The 23,743-nt window shown below is 61.8% G+C and carries 18 protein-coding genes; 9 read left to right on the forward strand and 9 right to left on the reverse strand.

Annotated features, from left to right (window positions below; translation table 11 throughout):
* Positions 1-191: 191 nt before the first annotated feature.
* The 9 genes from ABMA32_RS21320 to adhP all read right to left on the reverse strand — a co-directional run bounded on the left by ABMA32_RS21320 (position 192) and on the right by adhP (position 10,773).
* Positions 192-905, reverse strand: a complete 714-nt coding sequence (locus ABMA32_RS21320) for a DUF3313 domain-containing protein (protein ID WP_242220710.1) — start codon at positions 903-905, stop codon at positions 192-194.
* Between the two features lie 183 nt (positions 906-1,088).
* Entirely contained in the window at positions 1,089-1,742 is a 654-nt protein-coding gene (locus ABMA32_RS21325) for an SH3 domain-containing protein (RefSeq protein ID WP_242220709.1), read from the reverse strand.
* A gap of 124 nt (positions 1,743-1,866) precedes the next feature.
* A complete protein-coding gene (locus tag ABMA32_RS21330) occupies positions 1,867-2,637 on the reverse strand; it encodes a Crp/Fnr family transcriptional regulator (RefSeq protein ID WP_242220707.1) in 771 nt (256 codons plus the stop codon).
* Between the two features lie 30 nt (positions 2,638-2,667).
* Positions 2,668-3,780 carry an ABC transporter permease gene (locus ABMA32_RS21335; RefSeq protein ID WP_349015797.1) on the reverse strand — a complete coding sequence of 371 codons (1,113 nt, stop codon included), beginning with the start codon at positions 3,778-3,780 and terminating at the stop codon, positions 2,668-2,670.
* Between the two features lie 3 nt (positions 3,781-3,783).
* On the reverse strand, positions 3,784-6,570 hold the full coding sequence (gene rbbA, locus ABMA32_RS21340) for a ribosome-associated ATPase/putative transporter RbbA (RefSeq protein ID WP_242220703.1): 2,787 nt from the start codon (positions 6,568-6,570) through the stop codon (positions 3,784-3,786).
* A complete protein-coding gene (locus ABMA32_RS21345) occupies positions 6,567-7,637 on the reverse strand; it encodes an HlyD family secretion protein (RefSeq protein ID WP_242220701.1) in 1,071 nt (356 codons plus the stop codon). The genes rbbA and ABMA32_RS21345 overlap by 4 nt, the downstream gene beginning before the upstream one ends.
* A gap of 259 nt (positions 7,638-7,896) precedes the next feature.
* Entirely contained in the window at positions 7,897-8,211 is a 315-nt protein-coding gene (locus tag ABMA32_RS21350) for a phasin family protein (RefSeq protein ID WP_242220699.1), read from the reverse strand.
* A 266-nt stretch (positions 8,212-8,477) separates the two neighbouring features.
* Positions 8,478-9,674 carry a sodium/glutamate symporter gene (gene gltS, locus ABMA32_RS21355; RefSeq protein ID WP_242220697.1) on the reverse strand — a complete coding sequence of 399 codons (1,197 nt, stop codon included), beginning with the start codon at positions 9,672-9,674 and terminating at the stop codon, positions 8,478-8,480.
* A 70-nt stretch (positions 9,675-9,744) separates the two neighbouring features.
* Positions 9,745-10,773 (reverse strand): alcohol dehydrogenase AdhP, encoded by a 1,029-nt coding sequence (gene adhP / locus ABMA32_RS21360; RefSeq protein ID WP_242220609.1) that lies wholly within the window; start codon positions 10,771-10,773, stop codon positions 9,745-9,747.
* 336 nt (positions 10,774-11,109) lie between these two features.
* On the opposite strand from adhP, the gene ABMA32_RS21365 reads away from it, so the two are divergent.
* The 9 genes from ABMA32_RS21365 (at position 11,110) to ABMA32_RS21405 (ending at position 23,495) form a co-directional block, all read left to right on the forward strand.
* Positions 11,110-11,712 carry a TetR/AcrR family transcriptional regulator gene (locus ABMA32_RS21365; RefSeq protein WP_242220607.1) on the forward strand — a complete coding sequence of 201 codons (603 nt, stop codon included), beginning with the start codon at positions 11,110-11,112 and terminating at the stop codon, positions 11,710-11,712.
* A gap of 71 nt (positions 11,713-11,783) precedes the next feature.
* A complete protein-coding gene (locus tag ABMA32_RS21370; RefSeq protein WP_242220605.1) occupies positions 11,784-13,505 on the forward strand; it encodes a PHA/PHB synthase family protein in 1,722 nt (573 codons plus the stop codon).
* 8 nt (positions 13,506-13,513) lie between these two features.
* Positions 13,514-14,923, forward strand: coding sequence for a bifunctional enoyl-CoA hydratase/phosphate acetyltransferase (locus ABMA32_RS21375; protein WP_242220603.1), 1,410 nt, complete (start codon positions 13,514-13,516; stop codon positions 14,921-14,923).
* A complete protein-coding gene (locus ABMA32_RS21380; protein ID WP_242220600.1) occupies positions 14,920-16,098 on the forward strand; it encodes an acetate/propionate family kinase in 1,179 nt (392 codons plus the stop codon). The genes ABMA32_RS21375 and ABMA32_RS21380 overlap by 4 nt, the downstream gene beginning before the upstream one ends.
* Positions 16,099-16,818: 720 nt before the next feature.
* The gene (locus ABMA32_RS21385) at positions 16,819-17,271 is read left to right on the forward strand and encodes a phasin family protein (RefSeq protein WP_242220598.1); all 453 of its coding nucleotides are present in this window, start codon (positions 16,819-16,821) and stop codon (positions 17,269-17,271) included.
* A 6-nt stretch (positions 17,272-17,277) separates the two neighbouring features.
* Positions 17,278-18,021, forward strand: a complete 744-nt coding sequence (phbB, locus tag ABMA32_RS21390) for an acetoacetyl-CoA reductase (RefSeq protein ID WP_484534582.1) — start codon at positions 17,278-17,280, stop codon at positions 18,019-18,021.
* Positions 18,022-18,092: 71 nt separating this feature from the next.
* Complete coding sequence (locus ABMA32_RS21395) at positions 18,093-19,277, forward strand: acetyl-CoA C-acetyltransferase (RefSeq protein WP_242220594.1); 1,185 nt, start codon at positions 18,093-18,095, stop codon at positions 19,275-19,277.
* Positions 19,278-19,328: 51 nt separating this feature from the next.
* Positions 19,329-21,674, forward strand: a complete 2,346-nt coding sequence (locus ABMA32_RS21400; protein WP_242220592.1) for a DUF3141 domain-containing protein — start codon at positions 19,329-19,331, stop codon at positions 21,672-21,674.
* Positions 21,675-21,755: 81 nt separating this feature from the next.
* Complete coding sequence (locus tag ABMA32_RS21405; RefSeq protein ID WP_242220590.1) at positions 21,756-23,495, forward strand: PHA/PHB synthase family protein; 1,740 nt, start codon at positions 21,756-21,758, stop codon at positions 23,493-23,495.
* Positions 23,496-23,743 lie beyond the last annotated feature (248 nt).

A 23,743-nucleotide genomic window follows, 5' to 3' on the forward strand; every position in this document is an offset into this window, starting at 1 on the left:
GTTTCAGGGCAGATTGCAACTGGGCGTTCCTGCGTCTTCGAATAAGCTCCGGTCAGAACGTGGTCTCCTGTCAAAGGCTTGGATGCGCCGGATCGGCGTGGAACGGCAGAAGCCGATCCGCCAGGCCGATCGTGGCGCGTTTTGCGCGTGTTCGCGGCCATCCGGCGAAGCGGATCGGGCGCCCATTGTCGTTATCGCGTTGCGCCGGCGAGCTCCTTGTCCAGCTTGTCGGCTGCCGAGCGCACGCCCGCCTTTGCCGCGTCGAGCGGCCCGAAATTGGCGGTGATGTCGAGCGCGTTGGCGCTCCTGTTGGCGACATGGGCATAGAGCAGAGTGCCGGTATGGGCGTCCTCGATCTCGACGGCGTAGGAGACCCAGCCTGAGAATGTGCCGCGCCCGCCGGTCGCCTGCGCGCCCGCATTGACGACAAGGCCGACTGGCAGAACATGCGAGACGGTGGACAGAACCGGCGTGCTTGCTTCCGCTCCGGTCAAGGTCAGCCTTGCGCGCAACGTGCCCGGGCCCGGCTGCCCGGCGATTTGAAGCCGACGACCGAGCACCCTGGAAAACTCCTGATGCATGTAGACGGCGAGCGCTTGACGATCGGCAGCCGACATCTTGCCGAACTGCGCATCCGGACCGGCGTAAATCTCTGTGGGCGGAACGAGGACGCGACCATAGGCTGCAAAATTCACATCCGCCCGGCGATAGGCGTAGGGCTTGCTCTTGTCCGAGGTCGGACGCAAAAGTGCAGAGGAGGACAACGCAACCGAGGGCGGCGGCGTGGTTGCGCAGCCAGAGATGACGGCGATGGCCGCGAAAGCCACCAGGCCGCGCATCCGGAAAGTCGGACCCGTTGGCCGGCCGCCGCAGGCGCGTCTGATGGAATGGTCGGTTCCTGTCATCGGCAATCTCTTCTTTCGGTTCAGTTGTTGCCCGACGGCACGACGTGCCGTTTCAATGGTCGGCCCTGGCCGAGCGCAAAGGTTTGCCCCAATGGCCCGGCTTGATGGCTGGGTTGCATGCGAGCTGAGACCTAACGCGGAGAGGCGCAGTTTTGGCGAGCCCTCCGGCCACGCCTCAATCATTCAACGGTCGATGATGCCGCGACGGACTTCGAAGCCGCCGCCCGGATAGCGGCCGATGGCGCCCCCGGCGCAACGGTCCGGACCGCAGATTCCACGTGCGGCCGCGCCTCCGCCGTAAGGGCCGCGAACGACGGCCGAACCGCCGCATGCGGCTCCAACGCAGCCACCTCGGCCAGCACCACCATAACCGGGGCCACCATAAGCAGCGCCGCGTCGATAATAGGTGTTCCAGTTTCCATGCCACGGCTGGCTGGCGTAGTGGTTGTTCCAGTAGGCTTGGTTGAAGGCGACAACGGTCAGGCCGATCATCGGAATGATCGCTGGCGACAGTGTCACGTCCTGCCCCTGGTAACGGATGCCGATATAGTTCGAGGAAACCCATCCACGTGCGCCCGCCCAGGAGACATCGCACCAGGGACCTGAATCGATGCATCCGTAGATGGTCAGAGCCGCGCTTGGCGGCATGGTGATGACCACCGGATACCACGTGCCAGGCCCGGCCCGCAGATTGACGTTTGCGATCGTCGCGCCACGTGTTGCCGCATGAGCCGTAACAGGAGCCAGGGCGAGCGGAACCGCCGAAAGCAACATCAGAAGAAGGGTGCGGAGCGACAAGGCCCGGCGCAAGGCAGTAAAAGCATTGGAATTGAACATCGATAGACCTCCCGATGTGCGGCCTGAAGCCGGACCTCAGATAAAAGAATTGTCATCAGTTGATGACCAATCTAGCGGAAGATCATTGCAATGATTGTACCGATCGGGACAATCTCGTCGAGATTTATGCGCCAGTCGCGGTCATCTCACCGCCACCGCCGCGACCCGACAGCTGCGGCATTGCATCCGCAGAGCATATCAGGGCTTCGAGCGCCCGCGGTCGAAGGATCCTGATCTCGCGATAGCCGCGCTGGATGACGCCGTCTGCCTCGAGCCTTGCCAGATGGGCATTGACGATTTTCCGGGCAAGACCGCAAAGCTCGGCAAGATCGGACTGGCTCACCGATGCGACGCCGTTAGAGGCGACCTGATCGAGACGATAGGCAATGCGGCCGAGCGGTGGCGAGACCAGAAGATGCGCCGCCAGTCGCACGAGCATGCCCAGTTGCTGCCCTTGCAGGTCATTGAGCGCCTGCGTGGTTTGAGGAAACCGTGCCGCCAATTGCTCAAGCGCGCTGTTGGAAAACAGGAGGACCGTGGTCTGCCGTGCGGCGCGCGCCGTTGCCAGGCGCGAGGTTAATCCGCTGTTTGTCGTGAGGCCGAATATTGCCGGCGGCGAAAGGATCGCCAGAAGAGCATCATGACCGCACGCAAGAGGCGCCTCGAGCCTCAAGGCCCCTTCGAGCACGGCGCAAAGTCCGTTGGTTTCGTCGCCCTGGCCATAGATCCATTGGCCGGGCGCCAGTGCGACCCGCCGTCCGGCGCGGCAGAGTTCGCGCTGCCATTCGAGAGGCTTCGATGCGAACCAGCCATTTGCGGAGAGAATGCCGACTGCATGTTGCGTGCGATGGCAGTGCGACAGGGGCTGCTCACCGCCAAAGTCTGGTTTTTGCATCGAAGGGGGCATCGCCAAAGGCCTCAATCTCTAGCGCAGGAACTGTCTGAACCGGTGCAGCGAGAAGGCGAACAGCACGACCCCGATGATCAGCAACGCCAGGAACTGCGGCCAGACGACATCGAGGCCGGCTCCACGAAACAGGATCGCCTGCGCAAGGATGACGAAGTGGGTGTCGGGTGCGGCGAGCATGATGTCCTGGATGATCTGCGGCATGCTCTCCCGCGGCGTGACACCGCCCGACAGGACGCGCAACGGAAGAAGGGTCAGCATCAGCAGAAGACCGAACTGCGGCATGGATCCGGCAATGGTGGCCAGGAAGATTCCCAGTGACGTTGTGGCGAAGAGCTGCAGCACCGTGCCCGCGAAAAACAGGATAAGCGACCCTTGAATGGGCACCTTGAGCAGGCCCTGTACGATGAAGACGAGCGAAACTGTCGAGGCGACCAGCACCACCAGGCCCATCGACCAGATCTTGCTGATCATGATCTCTGTCGGGGTGATCGGCATGACGAGCAGGTGCTCGATCGTGCCGTGCTCGCGCTCGCGGATCAACGCCGCACCGGTCAATACGATCGACAGCATGGTGATCGAGGAGATCACGTTGTTGATCGCCCCGAACCAGCCCTTGTCGAGCGAGGGATTGAAGCGGGAGCGCAGCGCCAGATCGACCGGAACGGTCGTGTTTCCCCGGTAGCGGTTCAGGTACTCGCTCACTTCGCCAGAAACAATCGACTGGACGTAGCCGCCGCCGCTGAAGGCCTGGGTCATGCGAGTGGCATCGACGTTGAGCTGGATCGTCGGCGCCTTGCCGGCGAGCAGGTCGCGCTGGAAGTTCGGCGGGATGTCGAGGGCGAAGGTGTCGAGGCCGCTGTCCATCCGGCGGTCCATCTCATGCTGCGAGATGATCTTCGGAATCGAGAAATAAGGCGGATAGAATGCCGTGAGGATGCGCGAGGAGACCGGCGACTGGTCCTCGTCGACCACGGCGATGGCCGCGTTGTTGAGCGTCTCCGGCATCGCTGTCGATGCCGTATAGATCGACAGCGTGAAGGCGTAGACGATCAGGACGGCAAGCATCGGATCGCGGGCAAGTCCGCGCAGTTCCTTGACGCCGAGCTGGATGATGTTGGCAAGACGCATCGATCAGGCCGCCTGTTTCTTGAGGAAGGCCACGGTCATCCCGGTCAGGACCGGAATGGCGATCAGGAGAGGAATGAAGGAGGCGGCAAGATCGTTGAATCCGAGCGCTTTGGAAAACGTGCCGCGGGCGATCGTCACGAAATAGGTCGCGGGATAAATCTGGCCGATATAGGCGCCCATGCCCTGGAGCGAGGAAACCGGATCGATGATGCCCGAATACTGGACCGCCGGGATGAGCGTGATGAGGGCCGTCCCGAAGATCGCGGCGATCTGGCTGCTGATGAAGCTTGAAATCAGCAGTCCTATGCCCGTGGCGGTGACGACGTAAAGCAGGGCCGCCAACGCGAGGGTCAGGAAACTTCCCGTTAGCGGAACCCCGAACACGATCACCGCGAATGCCGTCAGCATGACGAAGTTCAGCATCGCAAGGGCGACGTAAGGGAGTTGCTTGCCGAGGATGAACTCGAAGCGCGTTACCGGCGTCACGTAGAAATTGACGATGGATCCGAGCTCCTTCTCGCGCACGACGCTCAAAACGGCGAGCATGGACGGGATCAGCATCAGAAGCAGCGGGATGACGGCGGGCACCATGGCGATCAGACTGTCGACGCCTGGATTGTACCGGTATCTGAGCGCGATCTGGAACTGGCCGACCGTCGCCGCGCCGCCATAGAGTTCACGCGCCTTCTGGGTCAGCCAGGTCTGGTGCATGCCCTGCACGTAGCCGCGGACGGTCTCGGCGCGCGACGGTGAGGCGCCATCGATCCAGGCACCGATCTCGACACTCTTGCCGCGCGAGACATCGCGTCCGAAGCCGGGCGGGATCTCCAGCGCCAGGCTGAGTTCGCCATTGCTCATGCGCCGGTCGAGGTCATTGTAGTCGGTGATCGGCGCCTTTTCTGTGAAATAGCGGGAGCCGGCGATCTGAAGCGTGTAGTCGCGGCTGATCGTCGTATCGTCGCGGTCGAGCACGGCGAAGGACAGGTTCTCGACATCCATGTTGATGCCATAGCCGATGACGAACATCAGGATGACACTGCCGAGAATGGCAAGCGTCGCGCGGATCGGATCGCGGCGCAGTTCCAGGGCTTCGCGCTGGGTGTAGGCGAGCATGCGGCGCGGATCGAAGGCGCGGCGGGTGGCGGATGGAGCTGTGGGGGGCGCCACTGCTCCATCCGCCTCTTCACGCTGCGTGGGTCGGGGGGACGCAGGTGGAGACTGTTTTCCGATCGCTTCCTCCAGATAGGTGATGAAGGCTTCTTCGAGACTGGCTGCGGATTTCTGCTCGACGATCCCTTTCGGCGTATCGCTGACCAGCACCTTGCCGGCATGCATGAGCGAAATGCGGTCGCAAAGCTCGGCCTCGTTCATGAAGTGGGTGGAGACGAAGATGGTGACGCCGTCATTGCGCGACAGGTCGGACAGGATCTGCCAAAAGCCGTCGCGCGCGACCGGATCGACACCGGAGGTCGGCTCGTCAAGGATCAGGATGTCGGGGGCGTGGATCATCGCCACGGCGAGCGACAATCTCTGCCGGATACCCAGTGGCAGCGCGTCAGGCAATGCGTCCATGATCGCCTTGAGATCGAACCGCGCCGCCATGTCGGCGATGCGCGCCGGGATCGTGTCCGGCGGCAGGTTGAACAGGCGGGCATGCAGGTCGAGGTTCTGGCGAACCGTTAGCTCGGAGTAGAGCGAGAAGGCCTGGCTCATATAGCCGACCTTTCGCCGCACCTCGATATCGTTCGGATCGACCTCATGTCCGAACAGCTTCGCCGTTCCTTCACTTGCCGCTAGGAGACCGGTCAGCATTTTCATGGTGGTGGTCTTGCCGCAGCCATTCGAGCCGAGGAACCCAAAAATCTCGCCGCGCGGAATCTGGAAGCTGACATTGTCGACAGCCGTGAAGTCGCCGAAGCGCATGGTCAGATGCTCGGCCTCGATCGCAAACTCGGTCTCGCCCTTATCGGGCCTCGGCGGTATGACGACCTCGTGATGACCCTGCCGCCTTTCTTCTGGCAGAAGAGCGACAAAGGCGGCGTCGAGATTGGCGGCTCCGGTTCGCGACAGCAGTTCGGCCGGCGTTCCTGTCGCAAGCACGCGCCCGGCATCCATCGCGACGAGCCAGTCGAAGCGTTCGGCTTCTTCCATGTAGGCGGTCGCGACGATCACGCTCATTCCCGGGCGTTCGCCCCTTATATCGTCGATCAGTTCCCAGAACTGCCGGCGCGACAGAGGATCGACGCCCGTCGTCGGTTCGTCGAGGATGAGAAGATCGGGATCGTGGATCAGCGCGCAGCACAGACCGACCTTCTGTTTCATGCCGCCCGAAAGTTTCCCCGCGGGGCGATCCGGAAAAGGGGCAAGGCCCGTGCGCTCGAGCAGATCGTCGATGCGGCGCTGCCGCTCCTGCCTGTCCTGGCCGAACAGGCGGCCGAAGAAATCGATGTTTTCGAATACCGAAAGCGTTGGATAGAGGTTCTTGCCAAGCCCCTGCGGCATGTAGGCGATCCGCGGGCAGGTCAGATTGCGGTGCTTCGTGTCGGCAATGTCGCCGCCCAGCACCTCGACCCGCCCCTGCTGGACCGCGCGGGCGCCGGCGATCAGGCTAAGGAGGCTCGACTTGCCAACGCCATCGGGACCGATCAGGCCGACCATGATGCCGGGCGGAATATCGAGGCTCACATCGTCGAGCGCTCTCGTCTTGCCATAGGACAATCCGACACGCGCCAGGCTCGCGACCGGTGCGGCCCGTGTGTTGTCGTTCGAGCCATCGGGCGCTTTCGTCATTGCACAAGCGCCCTCGTCAGGTGTTCCGGCCACTCGGCAGCGGGATCGACGCGAACATAAGCCATGCCCGGAAGTCCGGTCTTGACCTGCTGGATGTATTTGCGAAGCAGGTCCGGGGAGACTTTCGCCTTGATCCTGAACATCAGCTTCTGCCGCTCTTCCTCCGTTTCCACGGTCTTCGGCGTGAACTGGGCGACATCGGCAACGAAACTGACGCTTGCCGGAATAACGACCTGCGGCGCCGCGTCGAGAACGAGCCGCACCTCGGAGCCGATCGCAATGCGCCCGGCCTGGGCGGTCGGAAGAAAGAAGGTCATGTAGACGTCGCTGAGGTCGACGAGGTTGAGGACACGGCCGCCGGAGGACAGGACCTCGCCGGGCTGCGCGACGCGATATTGCACGCGTCCCTCACGCGGCGACCGGAGCGTGCTGTCGTTGATATCGGCAGATATGCTTTCGATTGCCGCCTTTGCCGCGACGACCGCTGCCTCGGCATCGATGATTTGCGCTTTTGCCGCGCCGATCGCCGCGTCCGACGCGGAATGCGATGCCTTCGCAGCAGCGACGGCTGCCCGTGCCCGTTGTGCGGCGGCCCGATCGTCGTCGAGTATCTGCTGGGAGGTGGTATTGGTCTTGATCAACTGTTCCGTTCGGGCCAGCTTTCGTTCCGCTGCGTCCAGCTCGGCCTCGCGTTGCCCGATTACGGCGGCGGCGGCTTCTTTTTCCGCCTCGCGCTGGGCAAGCAGGCTCCTGGCCGTATCGATGCTGATGACCGCGCGCTGCAGCGACGCTTCGGCCTGCCGGCGTTGCGCCACAAGCTGGTCGGTGTCCATCTGCGCCAGAACCTGTCCTGCCGTCACGAGGACGCCTTCGTCGGCGAAGATGTCCTTGATCCGACCGGCCGTCCTTGCGGAGATATCGATTTCCGTCGCCTCGATCCGGCCGTTGCCGGCGACGATCCCGGCCGGCAGCCCCGAACCGTCATACATCCGCCAACCATAATAGCCGCCGGCGATCGCGCCGGCTGCAAGAACCGCCAGGATCCATTTTCTCGCTGACTTCACCATTGCGTCCACCCCGCGGTTTTTCGGTTGCAAAAAAGTATCTGAAGTTGGGTGAGCGCCGATTTGCGACGTCGCGAGACGTTGTCCGCCATGAAGTCCTGCCGTGCGTTTAAAGCGGGGCGCGGCCGATCGCGGACTGCCCCTCGTTGAAAGAAGTTATGCTGCGGGCGATCTGCAATCAGGGCCTATATCCCCTCCTGCCCCTTCATCCCCCGCGCCAGTGTCCGGCCCCCTCGCACCGCGCAACGACCTCGCGTTCGGATCATGCGTCAGGTTTGAGATCGGCCATGCCCCGTTCGAAGATGTGCCTGCCCTCATCCGCCCATCCGGCCAGGACCTTGCGGACGTGATCGCCGTGAGCGGCCATCATCTCGGCGGGCTGGTCGATGGTCGATAACTGGTGCAGATAATCTGCCTGCTGCTGGAGCAGTCGTGCCGTGGCATCGAGGCCTGCGCGATACAGCCCGGAATAGAATTTGACGGGCACCGACGAGACCGCCTTCATGAAATCGAATGAATTCATTCCAAAACCAGACCCGGTTGAATTGGAAGAAGACGTCTCCTTGCCAGCATCCATAGCCACGTGCTCCGATGATTTCTTTGCCAGATGCAACAAAAGGGCTGCGTGCCGAAGCACAAGCGTTGCGCGCGCATATCATCAAACGATGACCTTTTTGTCAACAAGTGATGATGCAGTTAGTCATCGATTGATGATTAACTCGAAAAGCCGACCCAACTGGCCCCTTCAACATTGCCAGACAGGTCAACGAACGCAGGTTGCGACGACAAGCGATCGAGGGCCGTCGCATGCGGTCTGCCGGCGCGGCACCCCAACAGTCCTGTTCAGCCGACAAAGGCGGAAATGATCAACGCGTTGACGATATCGATGAAGAAGCCGCAAACGAGTGGAACGATGATGAACGCCCGGTGGGCGGCCCCGTGCTGCTGCGTGACAGCCGTCATGTTGGCGATCGCGGTGGCCGTCGATCCAAGCGTGATGCCGCCGAAACCGGCCGATATGACGGCCGCTTCGTAGTCCCGGCCCATGAGGCGAAACACGACGGTGATGGTGAACAGCACGGTCAGGGCGATCTGGATCGCAAGCGCTGCGGTGATGAAGACAAGGACGCCGTCGAGCTGCCACAGTTGCAGTCCCATCAGCGCCATCGTCAGGAACAGGCCGAGCGCCAGATCGGACACCAGCGCCAGCCCATCCTCGACGCCTGGCCAGATCCGCCGCACCGCTGCACCGACAGCGAGCGGCATGAGATTGCGAATCAGGATGCCCGCGGCCAGGCAACTGACGAAGGTCGGGACGGTCAAGCCGGTCAGTGCGATCAGCTTTTCGATACCGAATCCGAGCATGAGCGCGACGTTCAGCGCCAGGATGGCCCAAAGGACGCAGAAATAATCCAGCCTGGTCTGCGCCTGCTCGAACGGCGCGCCGATGTCGAGGTCGCCATCCTGGTTGCCGGCGATCCGGTGGCGCTTCATCAGGTAGGCGGCGATCGGTCCGCCGATAATGCAGGCGGCGATGAGCCCGACGGTGTTGGCGGCAATCCCGAGCTCCAGCGCATTCTCGATCCCGAGCCGCTGCGTGAAAATCGGCGCCCAGGCGAGCGTGGTTCCGACGCCTCCCGTCAGCGAGATCGATCCGACCATCAGACCGGCTTTCGGCTCGAGCCCGAACAGGGACGCAAGCGACAGGCCCGCGAAATTCTGCAACAGCATGAAGACGATGGCGAGCGCAAGCAGGACCGCCAGCGGCTTGCCTCCGGCCAGAAGGCTCCGCACATCAGCCTTGAGGCCAATGCCGGCAAAGAACAGCAGCAGCAGAAAGTCGCGCATGCCCAGTTCGAAGACGATCTTCTCGCCGGTAAAGGCAAAAACAAGTGCGACGGCTGCCGTGCAAAGCAGGCCGCCGACAACCGGCTCCGGGATCGCATAGCGGCGCAGGACCACGGCGTTCATGGTGACGATTTTGCCGGCGAGAAGCAGGATCACTGCGATCGTGAAGGACAAAAAGGCATCGACCTGCATCGATCACCATCCGGCTCGCCGCGAAAGATCGAGGCCCGCGCCGCCCCTGTCGGTCATGCCTCGCAAATGGCTAGCCCTCGAAATCGAGCACGACACGGCCCTGGATGTCGCCCTTGTGCATTCGGGCGAACACGTCATTGATATTGTCGAGCGTTTCTGTCTCGACCGTCGCCTTGACCTTGCCTTGGCCGGCAAAATCGAGCGCCTCCTGCAGGTCGAGCCGGGTGCCGACGATGGAGCCGCGGATCGTGACGCCGTTGAGCACCGTTTCGAAGATCGACAGCGGAAATTCGCCGGGCGGAAGGCCGTTGAGCGACAAGGTGCCTCCGCGCCCGACCATGCCGAGCGCCTGCTCGAATGCCTTGGGCGACACGGCGGTGACGAGGACGCCCTGGGCCCCGCCGATTTCCTTGCGAACGAAAGCGACAGGGTCTTCGCTGCGTGCATTGACGGCAAGCGATGCCCCCAGGCGCTTGGCCAGATCGAGCTTGGCGTCATCGATATCGACCGCCAGCACATTGAGACCCATGGCCCTGGCATACTGGACGGCGAGGTGTCCAAGCCCGCCAATACCGGAGATGACGACCCAGTCACCCGGTTTCGTGTCGGTCACCTTCAGACCCTTGTAGACAGTGACGCCGGCGCAGAGGATCGGCGCGATATCGACGAAGGAGACATTGTCCGGCAGGTGGCCGACATAGTCAGGGTCGGCGATGACATAGTCCGCGAAGCTTCCATTCACCGAATAGCCCGTGTTTTGCTGCTCCTCGCAGAGCGACTCCCACCCGCCCAGGCAATGCCGGCAATGGCCGCAGGCGCTGTAGAGCCATGGCACGCCGACCCGGTCACCTTCCCTGACATGCTTTACGCCTGACCCGACCGCAACGACGTGGCCCACGCCCTCGTGTCCGGGGATGAAAGGCGGCTTCGGCTTGACCGGCCAATCCCCTTCGGCCGCATGCAGGTCGGTGTGGCAGACGCCGGCGGCGGCGACCTTGACGAGAATCTGGCCGGCTCCAGGTGTCGGCACCGCCGCTTCCTCGATGACGAGCGGTTTTCCAAACTCCCGGACCACCGCAGCCTTCATTGTCCTGGTCATGCTGTTCTCCTTCACCATGGATACGCCGGGCGCCGTAAATCGAGTGCAGCGCTGTCGAAATTCGTATGGCGCCGGGCACTCGACCTGCGATCGTGACGGAAAGACGATCGAACCGCGCGGCATCCTTGTTTTGTCGTTACCGCCCCTATACAGCCTGGCCGCCTGGCCTGAGTGACGATACCTTCAACAATTCTTTGCCTAAGGGTTGGACAGGAGAGAATTCGCCATCCTTCCCGAAGGAACAACCTTAGTCATCAATCGTTGACTGATGTATTCTATGAAGCTAAACCTGACAGCCGGTCAAGAGGCCGCGAGGAGAAAAAAATACCCAACCGAGTGATCAGCCCGGACGCCAGCGACACGACGCGCGACCGCATCCTGAAGGCCGCCATCCTTCGCTTCTCGGCCCATTCCTATGACGATACCGGCCTTCGCGACATCGCCGCCGATGTCGGGGTGGACATGGCCTATGTCCATCGCTCCTTCGGATCCAAGGAGAAGCTGTTCTACGAGGCCGTCAAGGCGAGCGGCCGGCCCGAGCAGCTGTTCGCCGAAGACGATGGCTGCCTGCCCTCCACCCTGGCGAACCAGATCCTGTCACGCAAAGGCGCCAACGAGATCGGTGCGCTCGACATCGTGGTGCAGTCCTTCGCCAGTCCAGCAGCCTCGCGGGTGCTCAACGAATTCCTGGAGGAGGATTTCGTTGCTCCGCTCGTCAGGAAGCTGTCGACGGTATCGAGAAGGCGTGCCGCGCTGGTCGCAGCATTTCTGGCGGGTGTCGGTATTCTCAAGGACGTGATCAAGGCCGAGCCCCTGCTGGAAGGCGAGCGCAGTGCTCTGGAAGAGGATGTCAAGCAGGTGATCGCCACGCTGCTCGAGGTCGAAGTAAGGGACTGCGACTCTCCTCGCGAACATGTCCCGCACGAGACGCGCCGCTGATGGCGGGAACGGTGCAGAGCGGGCTTAGCGCGGCCACTTCCCCACCTGGCGGCTATGATCACGATGCCCGCATGGAAGCATATCGTGCCCTGGACCGGTTGCGCGAGGCCTGTACAGCCCGATTGACGGCCGGACTGTCGCCGGCGGCGCTCACGCTCGCCTTGTTCGACTGGTCGCTGCATATGTGGTCCGCCCCCGGAAAACGCCTGGAGCTGGCCGACACGGCCATTCGCCAGGGAGCGCGCCTTTCGGCCTATGTCGGCGCCGTCGGTCTTCACGGCCAAGCACCGGCGTGCATCGAGCCGCTCGCCTCGGACTATCGCTTCAAGGCCGAGGGCTGGGACAAGCAGCCGTTTGCCGCATATGTGCAGACCTTTCTTCTCGCGCAGCAATGGTGGTCCGATGCAACGCGCGCCGTGCCGGGGGTAACACCCCATCACGAGGAGGTCGTTTCTTTTGTGGCCCGCCAACTGCTTGACGTGGCGTCGCCCTCGAACAGCCCGTTCACCAATCCCGAGGTGATCGAGCGGACGATCCAGAGCGCAGGCTCGAATTTCGTCTCGGGCTTCCAGAACTGGATGGAGGATGCCACCCGGCTCGCCAACGCTCAGCCCCCGATTGGCGCCGACGCCTTTCTTCCCGGCCGCGACGTCGCCCTCACACCTGGAAAGGTGGTCTATCGCAATCACCTGATCGAGCTGCTTCAATATTCTCCTGCGACCGGGACGGTGTTCGCCGAGCCGGTGCTGATCGTGCCTGCCTGGATCATGAAATTCTACATTCTCGATCTTTCGGCCCACAACTCGCTCGTCCGCTATCTCGTAGAGCGGGGACACACGGTCTTCTATGTCTCCTGGCGCAATCCGACGGACGCCGACCGCGACCTTTCGCTCGACGACTACCGGCGACTGGGCGTGATGGCGGCACTGGATGCGATCGCAGCGATCGTGCCCGGCCGCAAGGTGAATGCGGCCGGCTATTGTCTGGGAGGCACGCTGCTTTCCATCGCCGCCGCCGCAATGGCCCGTGTGGGCGACGACCGCCTTTCGACCGTCACCCTCCTGGCAGCCCAGACGGATTTCAGCGAGCCCGGAGAACTGGCGCTCTTCATCGATCCCAGCCAGATGCACTTCCTCGAGAGCATGATGTGGAACCGGGGCTATCTGTCGTCAGACCAGATGTCCGGAGCCTTCCAGATCCTGCGCAGCAACGATCTCGTCTGGTCGCGTCTCGTGCGCGACTATCTCATGGGCGAGCGCACTCCGATGACCGATCTCATGGCGTGGAACGCGGATTCAACCCGCATGCCCTACCGCATGCATACGCAATACCTTCAACGGCTCTATCTCGATAACGAACTCGCCACCGGCCGCTTCATGGTCGATGGCCGCCCGGCAGCACTCCAGAACATCCGCGTGCCCCTGTTCGTTGTCGGCACCGAGCGCGATCATGTCGCTCCGTGGCGATCGGTCCACAAGATCCACCAGATCACCGATACCGACGTCACATTCGTATTGACCAGCGGCGGACACAATGCCGGCATCGTCAGCGAACCCGGTCATCGCGGCCGACGCTACAGCGTCGCCTTAAAGCGGACAGCCGATCTCTGCCTCAGCCCGGACGAATGGGTTGGCGCCGCCACCCAAAAGGACGGGTCGTGGTGGGAGCAATGGCAAGGTTGGCTCGAGGCGCATTCGTTGTCTGAACGCATTGCCGCGCCTGGGATGGGCGCTCCCGACGCAGGATTTCCACCCATCTGCGATGCTCCCGGCACCTATGTTTTTCAGAAGTGAGGCCACCCGTGGTTCCCAGCACGCTCAGGAATCGAACATTTGACGAATTGCAGCTCGGCGACACGGCCTCTCTGGTCAGGGTCGCAAGCGGCGACAAAAGCGAGAGTGACACGCCGGTGGCAACGGGTGATGGCGATCTGCCGCCCGACAACGCTGCCGAAGCGACGAGCATGTTCAATCGCGCCGTCATGAATGGTGCATGGGCCGGAACCCTGATTTCCGAAGTGCTGGGTTCGCAACTGCCCGGGCCCGGGACAAGCTATCTGGCACAGGAGTTCCGCTTTCTGAAGCCGGTCCTGTCAGGTGACACTATCACCGCGACGGTTCGCGTCACCGAAAAATCGCCGGCAAGCCGGGTTGTCGTTCTCGACACGACATGCTCGAACCAAAAAGGCGAGCAAGTCCTCACCGGCACCGCGACCGTGATCGCGCCGGCACGATCCATTGAATGGCCGGCCACGCCCCCGTCCACGCCTCCAACCGCACACCACGATCGATACGACGCCTTCGTCCGGCAGGCCCGTGAACTGCCGATGGTACGCGCGGCGATCGTGCATCCATGCTCACCCGAGGCAATCCTTGCCGCCGTCGAAGTGCGTGAAAAAGGATTGTTCGAACCGGTTCTTGTCGGGCCCGAGGCGAGGATCCGGGCAGCGGCGGACGCCGCCGAGGTCGACCTCGATGGGATCGCAATCGAACAGGCGCTCCATAGCCATGCGGCGGCAGCGCGTGCCGTGGAACTGGTAGTTTCAGGCGAAGTGGCCGTCCTTGTCAAAGGCAGCCTGCACACCGACGAGTTGCTGGGCGCCATCGTCGCGCCTGGATCCTTGCTAAAGACCGAGCGCCGCATCAGCCATGTCTTCGCACTGGACGTACCAGCCTACGGGAAACCATTGATCGTTACCGACGCGGCGATCAACATCCAGCCGACGCTCGACCACAAGCGTGACATCTGCCAGAACGCGGTCGATCTGCTGCGAACACTCGGCGTCGACAAACCACGCGTCGCAGTGCTTGCCGCCGTCGAAACCGTCAACGCCAAGATGCCGGCAACCCTCGATGCGGCCGCCCTGACCGTGATGGCGGCGCGCGGTCAGATTGCCGGCGCCCTTGTCGACGGGCCGCTCGCATTCGACAACGCGATCAGCATCGCTGCCGCGCGCACCAAAGGCATCGTCTCCGATGTAGCCGGCGAGGCCGACATCCTGCTTGTCCCGGACCTTGAGGCAGGCAACATGCTTGCCAAGCAGCTTATCTATTTTGCCGGAGCAACGGCGGCCGGGATCGTGCTGGGGGCGCGCGTGCCAATCGTACTCACCAGTCGCTCCGACCCTTTATCCGCGCGGATCGCTTCGGCAGCCCTCGCAAAACTTCTCGTGTGCCGCGGCAAACAATCCATGCCGGGGGCGGCAGCATGAGCGATCGACTTCTGATCACTTTCAACGCCGGCTCGTCGACCGTCAAGATCGGCCTGTTCGCCGTGGAAGGCCGGCATCCCAAGCGTCTCGGCAAGGGTATCATCGACTTTCGCACCACGCCGCTACGTTTCCGGCTTCTGGAAGGAGAGCGACAAGTCGATATGGAACTCAAGGCACAGCCGGGCGAGGAACTGGACGAGGTGCTCGGCGAAGCGTTCACGCATTTGGCACGCATCTACAGGCTCGACGACCTGGCCGGGATCGGCCACCGCGTGGTGCATGGCGGCGACGTGTTCTCGGGCCCGGTGCTCATCGATGACCGTTCGCTACGTCAGATGGAGGCGCTCGTTGCGTTGGCCCCGCTGCATCAGCCGCAAGCTCTTCGTTTGATCCGCGCCATCGCAAGGCTGCGGCCGGACCTTCGCCAGACAGCCTCCTTCGACACGAGCTTTCATCGCACCAATGACGATCTGGTGCGCCGCTTCGCCTTGCCCCGTGCACTCCACGAGCGCGGGATCAAGCGCTACGGGTTTCACGGGCTGTCTTACGCATACATCGCCAGCGAACTCGCCCGCAACTGGCCGCAACTGGCCGGCGGCAAGATCGTCGCTGCCCATCTCGGCTCGGGCGCCAGTCTTTGCGCCATGCAAGGCGGCCAAAGCGTCGATACCAGCATGGGGTTTTCGACGCTGGACGGCGTGCCGATGGCGACACGGTGCGGCGCGCTGGATGCGGGCGTGCTTCTGCATTTGCTATCGCAGGAAAGGATGCCGGTCGCCGATCTGGAGGACATGCTCTACCACCGCTCCGGACTGCTCGGCGTTTCGGGCATCAGCCCCGACAGCCGCGACCTTCTCGCCAGCGAGGCGCCAGAGGCAAAGGAGGCGCTGGAGCTCTTCACACTGCGCATAGCCGGAGAAGCTGCGCGTCTGGCCGCGACGATGGGGGGTCTCGACGCGATGGTGTTCACGGCCGGCGTCGGCGAACATCAGCCAGCGATCAGGGCCGACATCTGCAGCCGGCTGATGTGGCTGGGCATCGATCTCGATCCCGCCGCGAACGCCACCAATCATGCGATCATAACAAGCGCCGCGAGCCGGATCCCTGTGATCATCATTCCGACGGACGAGGAGCAGGTGATTGCTTCCGAGGCTTTGCCCGGCTTGATGCCGTAGACAGGCGGAAGTCTGCGATTTCTGGACTGGGTTGCCGTCGGCGATGCACGTGACGCGCCCACGACAGCCGTTGCGCGATGACGTCCGTGCTGCCGGCGAGAGCCTCGTGATCATCCATCTGGCTGACTGGGTCGCGCCGCTCGTCCGGCCGACTGCCCCGGGGCGTCACAGCCCACAGCGGACCAGATGAAGGCGTCGCGTTGGTTTCCCGCTGAACAACACTTGATCAAGTAATGGCCTTGGTTTCGTAGGGGGTCGATATCTCAAGCTTGCCCACCGAGGATCTCCGGGCCACCACGCCTGACGCTTGGGCAGCCCCTGACGTGCCGCTTATGAAGCGTGCTGGCTTGGCGCCGCCGTAAAGACGTTAGTTGCTATTGACAAACTCCTGCATGCCCACTTAATTTCAGGATCAGTCATCATATGATGACATAGATGTCAACCAAAGATTACAAAGAGTATAATGGGCCGTAGCTAAACACGATTTCACATATATTGAAATCAACGGAGGTAAGCGCTTTGTAAAATGAAATGAAGCCGGATGTGATCTGTTACTTCGATCTAATAATACTGAATATAACTAAATTTTGAGGGCATCTAGGGGCGCTCGTGAAGGCACGGCTAGCTTGCTCGACCACTCACCGCAGCAACTTTCGCTCGGCTTTTGCAGCGGCCCAGTTACGCCCGTAGGGGTCATTCACGAAGTAAAGGAAAGTGAAAATGAATACCGATGCTGTGCCCTTGAAACTCTATAAGGCCAACGCCGAACTGCAAATCCAGATCGGTCGCCTCCTGCAGGAGGGTGGCCATCGCTGGCTTGATGTCGCCTCCCAAGCGAGTGATGAAGCCATCGCGGAATCCAGGTCGGAGATCGAAAGCCTGCGCAAGGCCGAAAACTGGCAAAACCTTGCCACCCTTCCAGGTGAAACTTTCTGGCGCGCACTCCAGCAACGGGCCGGCGACACGCAAGAGTTGACGAAGATCGCCATCAAAAACCAGACGGAGTTCACGAACGGTCTGCGTGAAGCCATTGAGGGCTGGCAGAGGGCGGTCAGCGAAGCCGTCGGCGGCGCAACGTCAGGGCAGCCGATCCAGGACATCTTCAAGCAATGGGGCGCCTTGTTCCCGATCCCCGGCGGGAAAGATGCGCCAAAGGGCGGAAAGGCGGCCTGATTCATGATGCCTGAACAAAAGACCGCCCTGGTTACGGGCGGGATGGGAGGCTTGGGCGAGGCGATCGCCCGGGCGTTCCATGATGCCGGAATCAGGGTGCTGGTGACGCACGCCCGCGATGAGGGTCCGGCCAAGGAGTGGCTCGCAGCGGAGCGGGACAAGGGTTACGGTTTCACCTCCTATGACGTCAACGTGGCCGACTTCAAATCCTGCCAGCGCATGGCCGAGCGTCTTCACGCCGATGGTCATCAGGTCGATATCCTCGTCAACAATGCCGGCGTCACCCGCGACGCCACTCTGGGCAAGCTCGACAAGGAGAACTGGGACGCTGTCCTTCGCGTCAATCTCGATTCCGTTTTCAATGTGACCAAACACTTGATCGATGGCATGACGGATCGCGGCTGGGGCCGGATCATCAACATCGCGTCGATCAACGGCATCAAAGGGCAGTTCGGGCAGACCAATTACTCGGCGGCCAAGGCCGGCATGCACGGCTTCACCAAGGCGCTGGCGCAGGAAGTTGCGAAAAAGGGCGTGACCGTGAATACGGTGTCGCCCGGCTATCTCGCGACCACCATGGTGACTGTGGTTCCCGAAGATACCCTTGCCAGGATCGTCGCCGGCATTCCCGTCGGACGCCTCGGGCAGCCGGACGAGATCGCCGCTCTCGTCGCTTTCATCGCCAGTGACGCCGCGGCGTTCATGACCGGCAGCAACATATCGATGAATGGCGGTCAGCATATGTACTGACACGCTCGGCGCGCGCGGGACATCATCAGGTTCTGCGTCGTCTCTCGCGTGCCATCGCCAAGGAAAATTTGATGACAAGAGACATTGCCATATTGGCCGCGACCCGAACCGCGATCGGAAGTTTCCAGGGTGGGCTGTCAGGCCTTCCAGCCTCCGCTCTCGGCGCAATCCTGATCAGGAAGGTCCTCGAAACCACGGGCATCTCGCCCGAAGAGATCGATGAGGTTGTCCTCGGTCAGGTCATCACCGCCGGAAGCGGACAGAATCCGGCACGTCAGGCGGCGATCGGGGGCGGCATACCGCATGCCGTGCCGGCTCTCACCGTCAACAAGGTATGCGGCTCGGGTCTCAAGGCAGTGCACCTTGCTGCACAGGCGATTACCTGCGGCGATGCCGATCTGGTGCTGGCCGGTGGACAGGAGAACATGTCGCTCGCCCCTTACATCCTTGCGAAGGCGCGCACGGGCCTGCGTCTCGGCCACGCCCAGCTCGAGGACAGCCTGATCCGCGATGGTCTCTGGGACGCGTTCAACGACTATCACATGGGCATCACGGCCGAGAACCTGGCGGAACGCTATGGGCTGACACGCGAGGAACAGGACGCTTTCGCCGCCACCTCACAGAAGAAGGCCGCCGATGCTGTCGCTTTCGGCCGCTTTCGTGACGAGATAACACCCGTCGATGTTCCGCAGCGCAAAGGCGGTTCTGTCAGTTTCGACACCGACGAGCAGCCGCGCGCCGACACGACCTGCGAGGCGCTCGCAAAGCTGAAGCCGGCCTTCAAGAAGGACGGGACCGTCACGGCCGGCAACGCGTCGACGATCAACGACGGAGCCGCCCTGCTTCTGCTTTCAAGCGCGGACAAGGCAAAGAGCCTGGGTTTGCCCGTACTCGCATGGATCAAGGCCTACGCCAGCGCCGGCGTCGATCCAGCCTTCATGGGCATCGGCCCGGTCGGCGCGACCCAGCGTACCCTTCGACGGGCCGGCTGGAACCTCACCGATCTCGATCTCATCGAGGCCAACGAAGCGTTCGCGGCCCAGGCACTCGCAGTCGACCGCGAACTCGGTTGGGACACGTCGAAAGTCAACGTCAACGGCGGCGCCATCGCACTCGGTCATCCGATCGGAGCGTCGGGCGCACGAATTCTCGTGACCCTCATTCACGAAATGCGACGCCGCCATGCGCGGAAAGGTTTGGCCACGCTGTGCATCGGAGGCGGTCAGGGCGTCGCGCTGGCGCTTGAAGCAGACTGAGGGCCAACGGCAGCTCTCATACATGACGGGTAACTGCGTCAGGAGGACACCATGACCCAAACCACGACCAAAATACGGCAATGGTCCGAACTCCTCGCGGACCCGTGGGCGCTGGCCGAAGCCGGGATGGCCTACGGTGCCGACGCCTGGCAGCGTACTATCCTTTTTGCCGACATCGAGCGTGAAGTCGGTGATCAATATCGCCAGAAGCTGCGCGAGGGCAGCCCTGGTGTCCTCAACTTCACCAGTGAGCCGATTCTGTCAGGCCTCGATCTGCCGCGGCCGACCAACTACCGGCTGGTTCGCATCACACCACCGGACGGAAACGTGGTCGACGAAACCAGGCGCCCGTTCGTCGTGATCGATCCCAGAGCCGGCCATGGGCCGGGCATCGGCGGCTTCAAGCCGGACAGCGAGATCGGTGCCGCGCTGAAGGCGGGACACCCTTGCTATTTTGTGGGCTTCCTCCCGGATCCGGTCCCTGGACAAACCGTCGAAGACGTCATGCGGTGTTTCGCGGCCTTCGTCGAGCATGTCGCGCAGCTCCATCCTGGCAGTGAGGGCAAGCCTGCGGTGATCGGGAACTGCCAGGCAGGTTGGCAATTGCTGATGGCCGCCTCCGTCTGGCCGGAGCTGTTCGGTCCACTCATCGTCGCGGGCACACCGCTGTCCTACTGGGCCGGTGACAACCCGATGCGATACGCCGGAGGGCTACTCGGTGGCAGCTGGCTGACGGCCCTGACCAGTGACATGGGAGCAGGCCGCTTCGACGGCGCGTGGCTCGTTCAGAACTTCGAAAATCTCGATCCGGCTAATACGTTATGGGTAAAGCAGTACAACGTTTATGCGAAGGTGGACACCGAGCGGGAACGCTATGTCGGCTTCGAGAAATACTGGGGCGGGTACGTTTTCCTGAATGACGTCGAGATGCAATACATCGTCGACAATCTGTTTATCGGAAACAAGCTCTCCACCGCGCAGTTGCTGACATCCGATGGGCTTCGAGTGGACTTGCGTAACATCCGCTCGCCGATCATCGTGTTCTGCTCCTATGGCGACAACATCTCACCGCCACCGCAGGCGCTCGGATGGATCACGGACCTTTACGACAGTGACGAGGATGTTCTCAGCAACGATCAGACGATCGTGTACACCACACACGACAGTATTGGCCATCTCGGCATCTTCGTCTCCAGCAGCGTCGGCCAAAAGGAGCACCGCAAGTTTGCCAGCTTGATCGATCAGATCGATCTCTTTCCGGCAGGCATCTATCGTGCGACCGTCAGCGCTACGCCCGAGAACGCCCCCGACGTCACGGATCCTTATCTGATGTCGGTCAGGCGCAGCAGTGTCGAGGAGGTTCGTGAGATCGTTCGCCCGGATCCTGAATCGGATCGCCGCTTCGCTGCCGCCGCTCGCGTTTCGGAAATCAATCTCGCTCTCTACCGCAATACCCTCCAGCCTTGGGTACGCGCGTTTGCGACATCGTATTCCGCACGGTGGCTGCAGGCGTTGCATCCCTTGCGAATGTCGTTCGAATCCTGGTCCAGCGATCACCCCCTCGGCGCGGAAGTGCGTGAGCTTGCCGCCGAAATCGGAGACAAGAGACAGCCAGTTCCGTCCGACAATCCGTTCTTGCAGATGCAGAAGGACTTCTCCGATGCACTTGTGCATTTTCTGGATCGCTATCGCGACCACAGGGACGAAATTTACGCGCTTTCATTCGGCCTCATGTTCGGCTCTCCCTGGCTAAAAGCGCTCGCAGGACAACCACTTGCAGATGATCGCCCCGCGAGGTCGCACCCCGGGGGAACACCCGAACACCGCAGGACGGTCCAGGCGTCGATGGCTGGGCTGGAGGCGAAGGTCGAGCAGGGAGAGTTGCTGGAGGCATCGCTGCGCGCGCTTTTCCATGTGCTGAAACATCGTGGTGGCGTCGATGAACGTCTCTACCATCGTGCCGCCCGCCTTTGGGACGATCCGGAGATGCCAGGACCCAGGCAAGCTGACTTTCGCGTGCTTGTCCGCGAACAGGCGCTTTTGCTCTCCCATATGGGAGATGAAGCGATCAAGGCGATCCCAGCTTTGCTTGAAGGATCTGATGCCGAGCATATCGAAAAGGCGGCCCTCGCCATAGGCGAACTTGTCCGCCTGGATGATGAAGCCCTGCCTGAAGCCGCCGCAAACGCGCTGGCCTATGTCACAGGCTTCTTCGAGCAGGCCGCTTTGCACGCGAAAACGACGGCGCAACGCGAGGCGTCACCGGATTCCACCCCGACCGAAGAACCGAGCGCGCCGCCCCAAAATCAAACAGACGGTTCTGAGCCTGGTTCTGACAATTCGGCAGCGCGCAGGACGCCAAATCCTCGGGGTCGTGCACGCAAGCGCCAAAACTGAAGCGGGTTGCCGCTTCGTTTGAAATAATGCCGTTTTCCCTATGCGCCACCCGGACACCGTGGCGTCGATAAAGTGATCGTCATGAAAGAACAAGAAGAATCGCAGAGCCGCAACAAAGATGAGGACGTTCATGCGGCATGGTCGCAGATATGGTCGTCGATCTCGCCCGAATCTCCCTTGCTGGCGTGGATGGACTGGGCAAGCCATCTCGCGACAAGTCCTGGCAAGCGGGCCGATCTGTCTCGCCTGGCTTTCGAGCAAATGGAGCAGATCCATGCGCTGCTGAACGCGGGACTGTCGTCGGAACACAACGCTGGCCTTGCCTCGAAGATGCCGCCGCTTACCGATCGCCGCTTCAGCGATCCAGCCTGGACGCAGTGGCCGTTTAACGTCCTCGGGCAATCGTTTCAGATGCAGACGAGATGGTGGGAGGAAGCCACCCGCGACGTCTGGGGTGTCGATTCTCATCATCAACGCCTCGTCGCTTTCGGCGCCAAACAGTGGATCGAAATGCTGTCGCCGACCAATCTCGCGACGCTCAATCCAGAGGTGATCAAAAAAAGCATCGACGAGGAGGGAGCGAACCTTGCTCGCGGGCTGTCGCATTTTTTTGACGACGTTGCCCGGCGCATGTCCAACCTGCCCCCGGCCGGTGCTAAGAATTTCGTCGTCGGAGAACAGGTCGCCACCACTCCTGGCAAAGTCGTGTTTAGGAACCGGCTGATCGAACTGATCCAGTATGCGCCGACCACTGACCAGGTCCATCCTGAACCGATCCTGATCGTTCCGGCCTGGATCATGAAATACTACATCCTCGATCTATCGCCCCACAATTCCCTGATCCGTTATCTCGTCGATCAAGGGTTCACCGTGTTCTGTATTTCCTGGAAGAACCCGGACGCCGATGATCGCGACATGGGGATGGCGGAGTATATCGAGCTCGGGTTTCAGGCCGCGTTTAATACCGTCACGGCGATCACGGCGGCGAGGAAGGTTCACGCCGCAGGCTATTGCCTCGGTGGCACTCTGCTTTCGATCGTCGCTGCGGCCATGGCGCGAGACAACGACGATCGTCTTGCCTCCGTCACGCTGCTTGCCGCCCAGACGGATTTTACCGAACCTGGCGAGCTGGGCTTGTTCATCAACGAAAGTCAGATCGCTCTGCTGGAAGCGCAGATGGCCGAAGTCGGCTACCTGCATGCCGAGCAGATGAACGCGGCTTTCCAGATGCTGCGCTCATACGACCTGTTCTGGTCACGCATCATAAACGAGTATTTCCTCGGCGAACGACGGCCGATGAACGACCTGATGGCCTGGAATGCGGATGGAACACGGCTCCCGGCAAAGATGCATTCGGAATATCTGCGACGGCTCTATCTTCAGAATGATCTCTCTTCCGGTCGCTATCAGGTTGGAGAGCACCCGGTTTCGCTCGGCGATGTGCGTGTCCCGATCTTCTGCGTGGGAACGACGACGGACCATGTCGCTCCCTGGCGTTCAGTCTACAAACTGCATCTCCTCATCCCCACCGAGATCACCTTTGCACTGACAAACGGCGGCCACAATGCCGGTATCGTCAGCGAGCCTGGGCGTCCGCGCCGCCACTATCAGATCATGAAACGCGTGCCGGGCGACGCCTATGTCTCGCCGGACGAATGGGTCCGGCTTGCACCAACCCGCCAAGGCTCCTGGTGGCCGGAATGGACGGCATGGCTTGCGAGCTATTCGGGCGACCGGGTGATGCCCCCTCGGCTCGGCGGGACAAGCAACATCGAGACGCCGGCCGCTGACGCTCCTGGAGAGTATGTGAAAGCATCCTGATCGTTTCCTTCGATCAGAGAAGCGAAGAACAGATGAGGCGTTCGGTAGCTCGGAAGCCTGGAACTAGCACTACTTTGGAAGATTTTTAGGCGATGCGGGTTTTGGGATTCCCGCGATGCGATCTGCGTGATTCATGGGTTTAACAGGAGTTATGTTTGCAAAGTATGCAGGCTGCCGATTTTGGCGCGCGAAGATCCTTCAAGGATAAACTGGTCGTTTGCCTGCGGCTGGCATATGGCATGCATGTT

The organism is Mesorhizobium quangtriensis, from assembly GCF_040081925.1.
Taxonomy (GTDB): domain Bacteria; phylum Pseudomonadota; class Alphaproteobacteria; order Rhizobiales; family Rhizobiaceae; genus Mesorhizobium_K; species Mesorhizobium_K quangtriensis.

Excerpts from the sequence above, each read along its gene's own strand:
- ABMA32_RS21320 (WP_242220710.1), bottom strand. The coding sequence starts at position 905 with ATGACAGGAACCGACCATTCCATCAGACGCGCCTGCGGCGGCCGGCCA.
- ABMA32_RS21325 (WP_242220709.1), bottom strand. The coding sequence starts at position 1,742 with ATGTTCAATTCCAATGCTTTTACTGCCTTGCGCCGGGCCTTGTCGCTC.
- ABMA32_RS21330 (WP_242220707.1), bottom strand. The coding sequence starts at position 2,637 with ATGCAAAAACCAGACTTTGGCGGTGAGCAGCCCCTGTCGCACTGCCAT.
- ABMA32_RS21335 (WP_349015797.1), bottom strand. The coding sequence starts at position 3,780 with ATGCGTCTTGCCAACATCATCCAGCTCGGCGTCAAGGAACTGCGCGGA.
- rbbA (WP_242220703.1), bottom strand. The coding sequence starts at position 6,570 with ATGACGAAAGCGCCCGATGGCTCGAACGACAACACACGGGCCGCACCG.
- ABMA32_RS21345 (WP_242220701.1), bottom strand. The coding sequence starts at position 7,637 with ATGGTGAAGTCAGCGAGAAAATGGATCCTGGCGGTTCTTGCAGCCGGC.
- ABMA32_RS21350 (WP_242220699.1), bottom strand. The coding sequence starts at position 8,211 with ATGGATGCTGGCAAGGAGACGTCTTCTTCCAATTCAACCGGGTCTGGT.
- gltS (WP_242220697.1), bottom strand. The coding sequence starts at position 9,674 with ATGCAGGTCGATGCCTTTTTGTCCTTCACGATCGCAGTGATCCTGCTT.
- adhP (WP_242220609.1), bottom strand. The coding sequence starts at position 10,773 with ATGACCAGGACAATGAAGGCTGCGGTGGTCCGGGAGTTTGGAAAACCG.
- ABMA32_RS21370 (WP_242220605.1), top strand. The coding sequence starts at position 11,784 with ATGGAAGCATATCGTGCCCTGGACCGGTTGCGCGAGGCCTGTACAGCC.
- ABMA32_RS21380 (WP_242220600.1), top strand. The coding sequence starts at position 14,920 with ATGAGCGATCGACTTCTGATCACTTTCAACGCCGGCTCGTCGACCGTC.
- ABMA32_RS21385 (WP_242220598.1), top strand. The coding sequence starts at position 16,819 with ATGAATACCGATGCTGTGCCCTTGAAACTCTATAAGGCCAACGCCGAA.
- phbB (WP_484534582.1), top strand. The coding sequence starts at position 17,278 with ATGCCTGAACAAAAGACCGCCCTGGTTACGGGCGGGATGGGAGGCTTG.
- ABMA32_RS21395 (WP_242220594.1), top strand. The coding sequence starts at position 18,093 with ATGACAAGAGACATTGCCATATTGGCCGCGACCCGAACCGCGATCGGA.
- ABMA32_RS21400 (WP_242220592.1), top strand. The coding sequence starts at position 19,329 with ATGACCCAAACCACGACCAAAATACGGCAATGGTCCGAACTCCTCGCG.
- ABMA32_RS21405 (WP_242220590.1), top strand. The coding sequence starts at position 21,756 with ATGAAAGAACAAGAAGAATCGCAGAGCCGCAACAAAGATGAGGACGTT.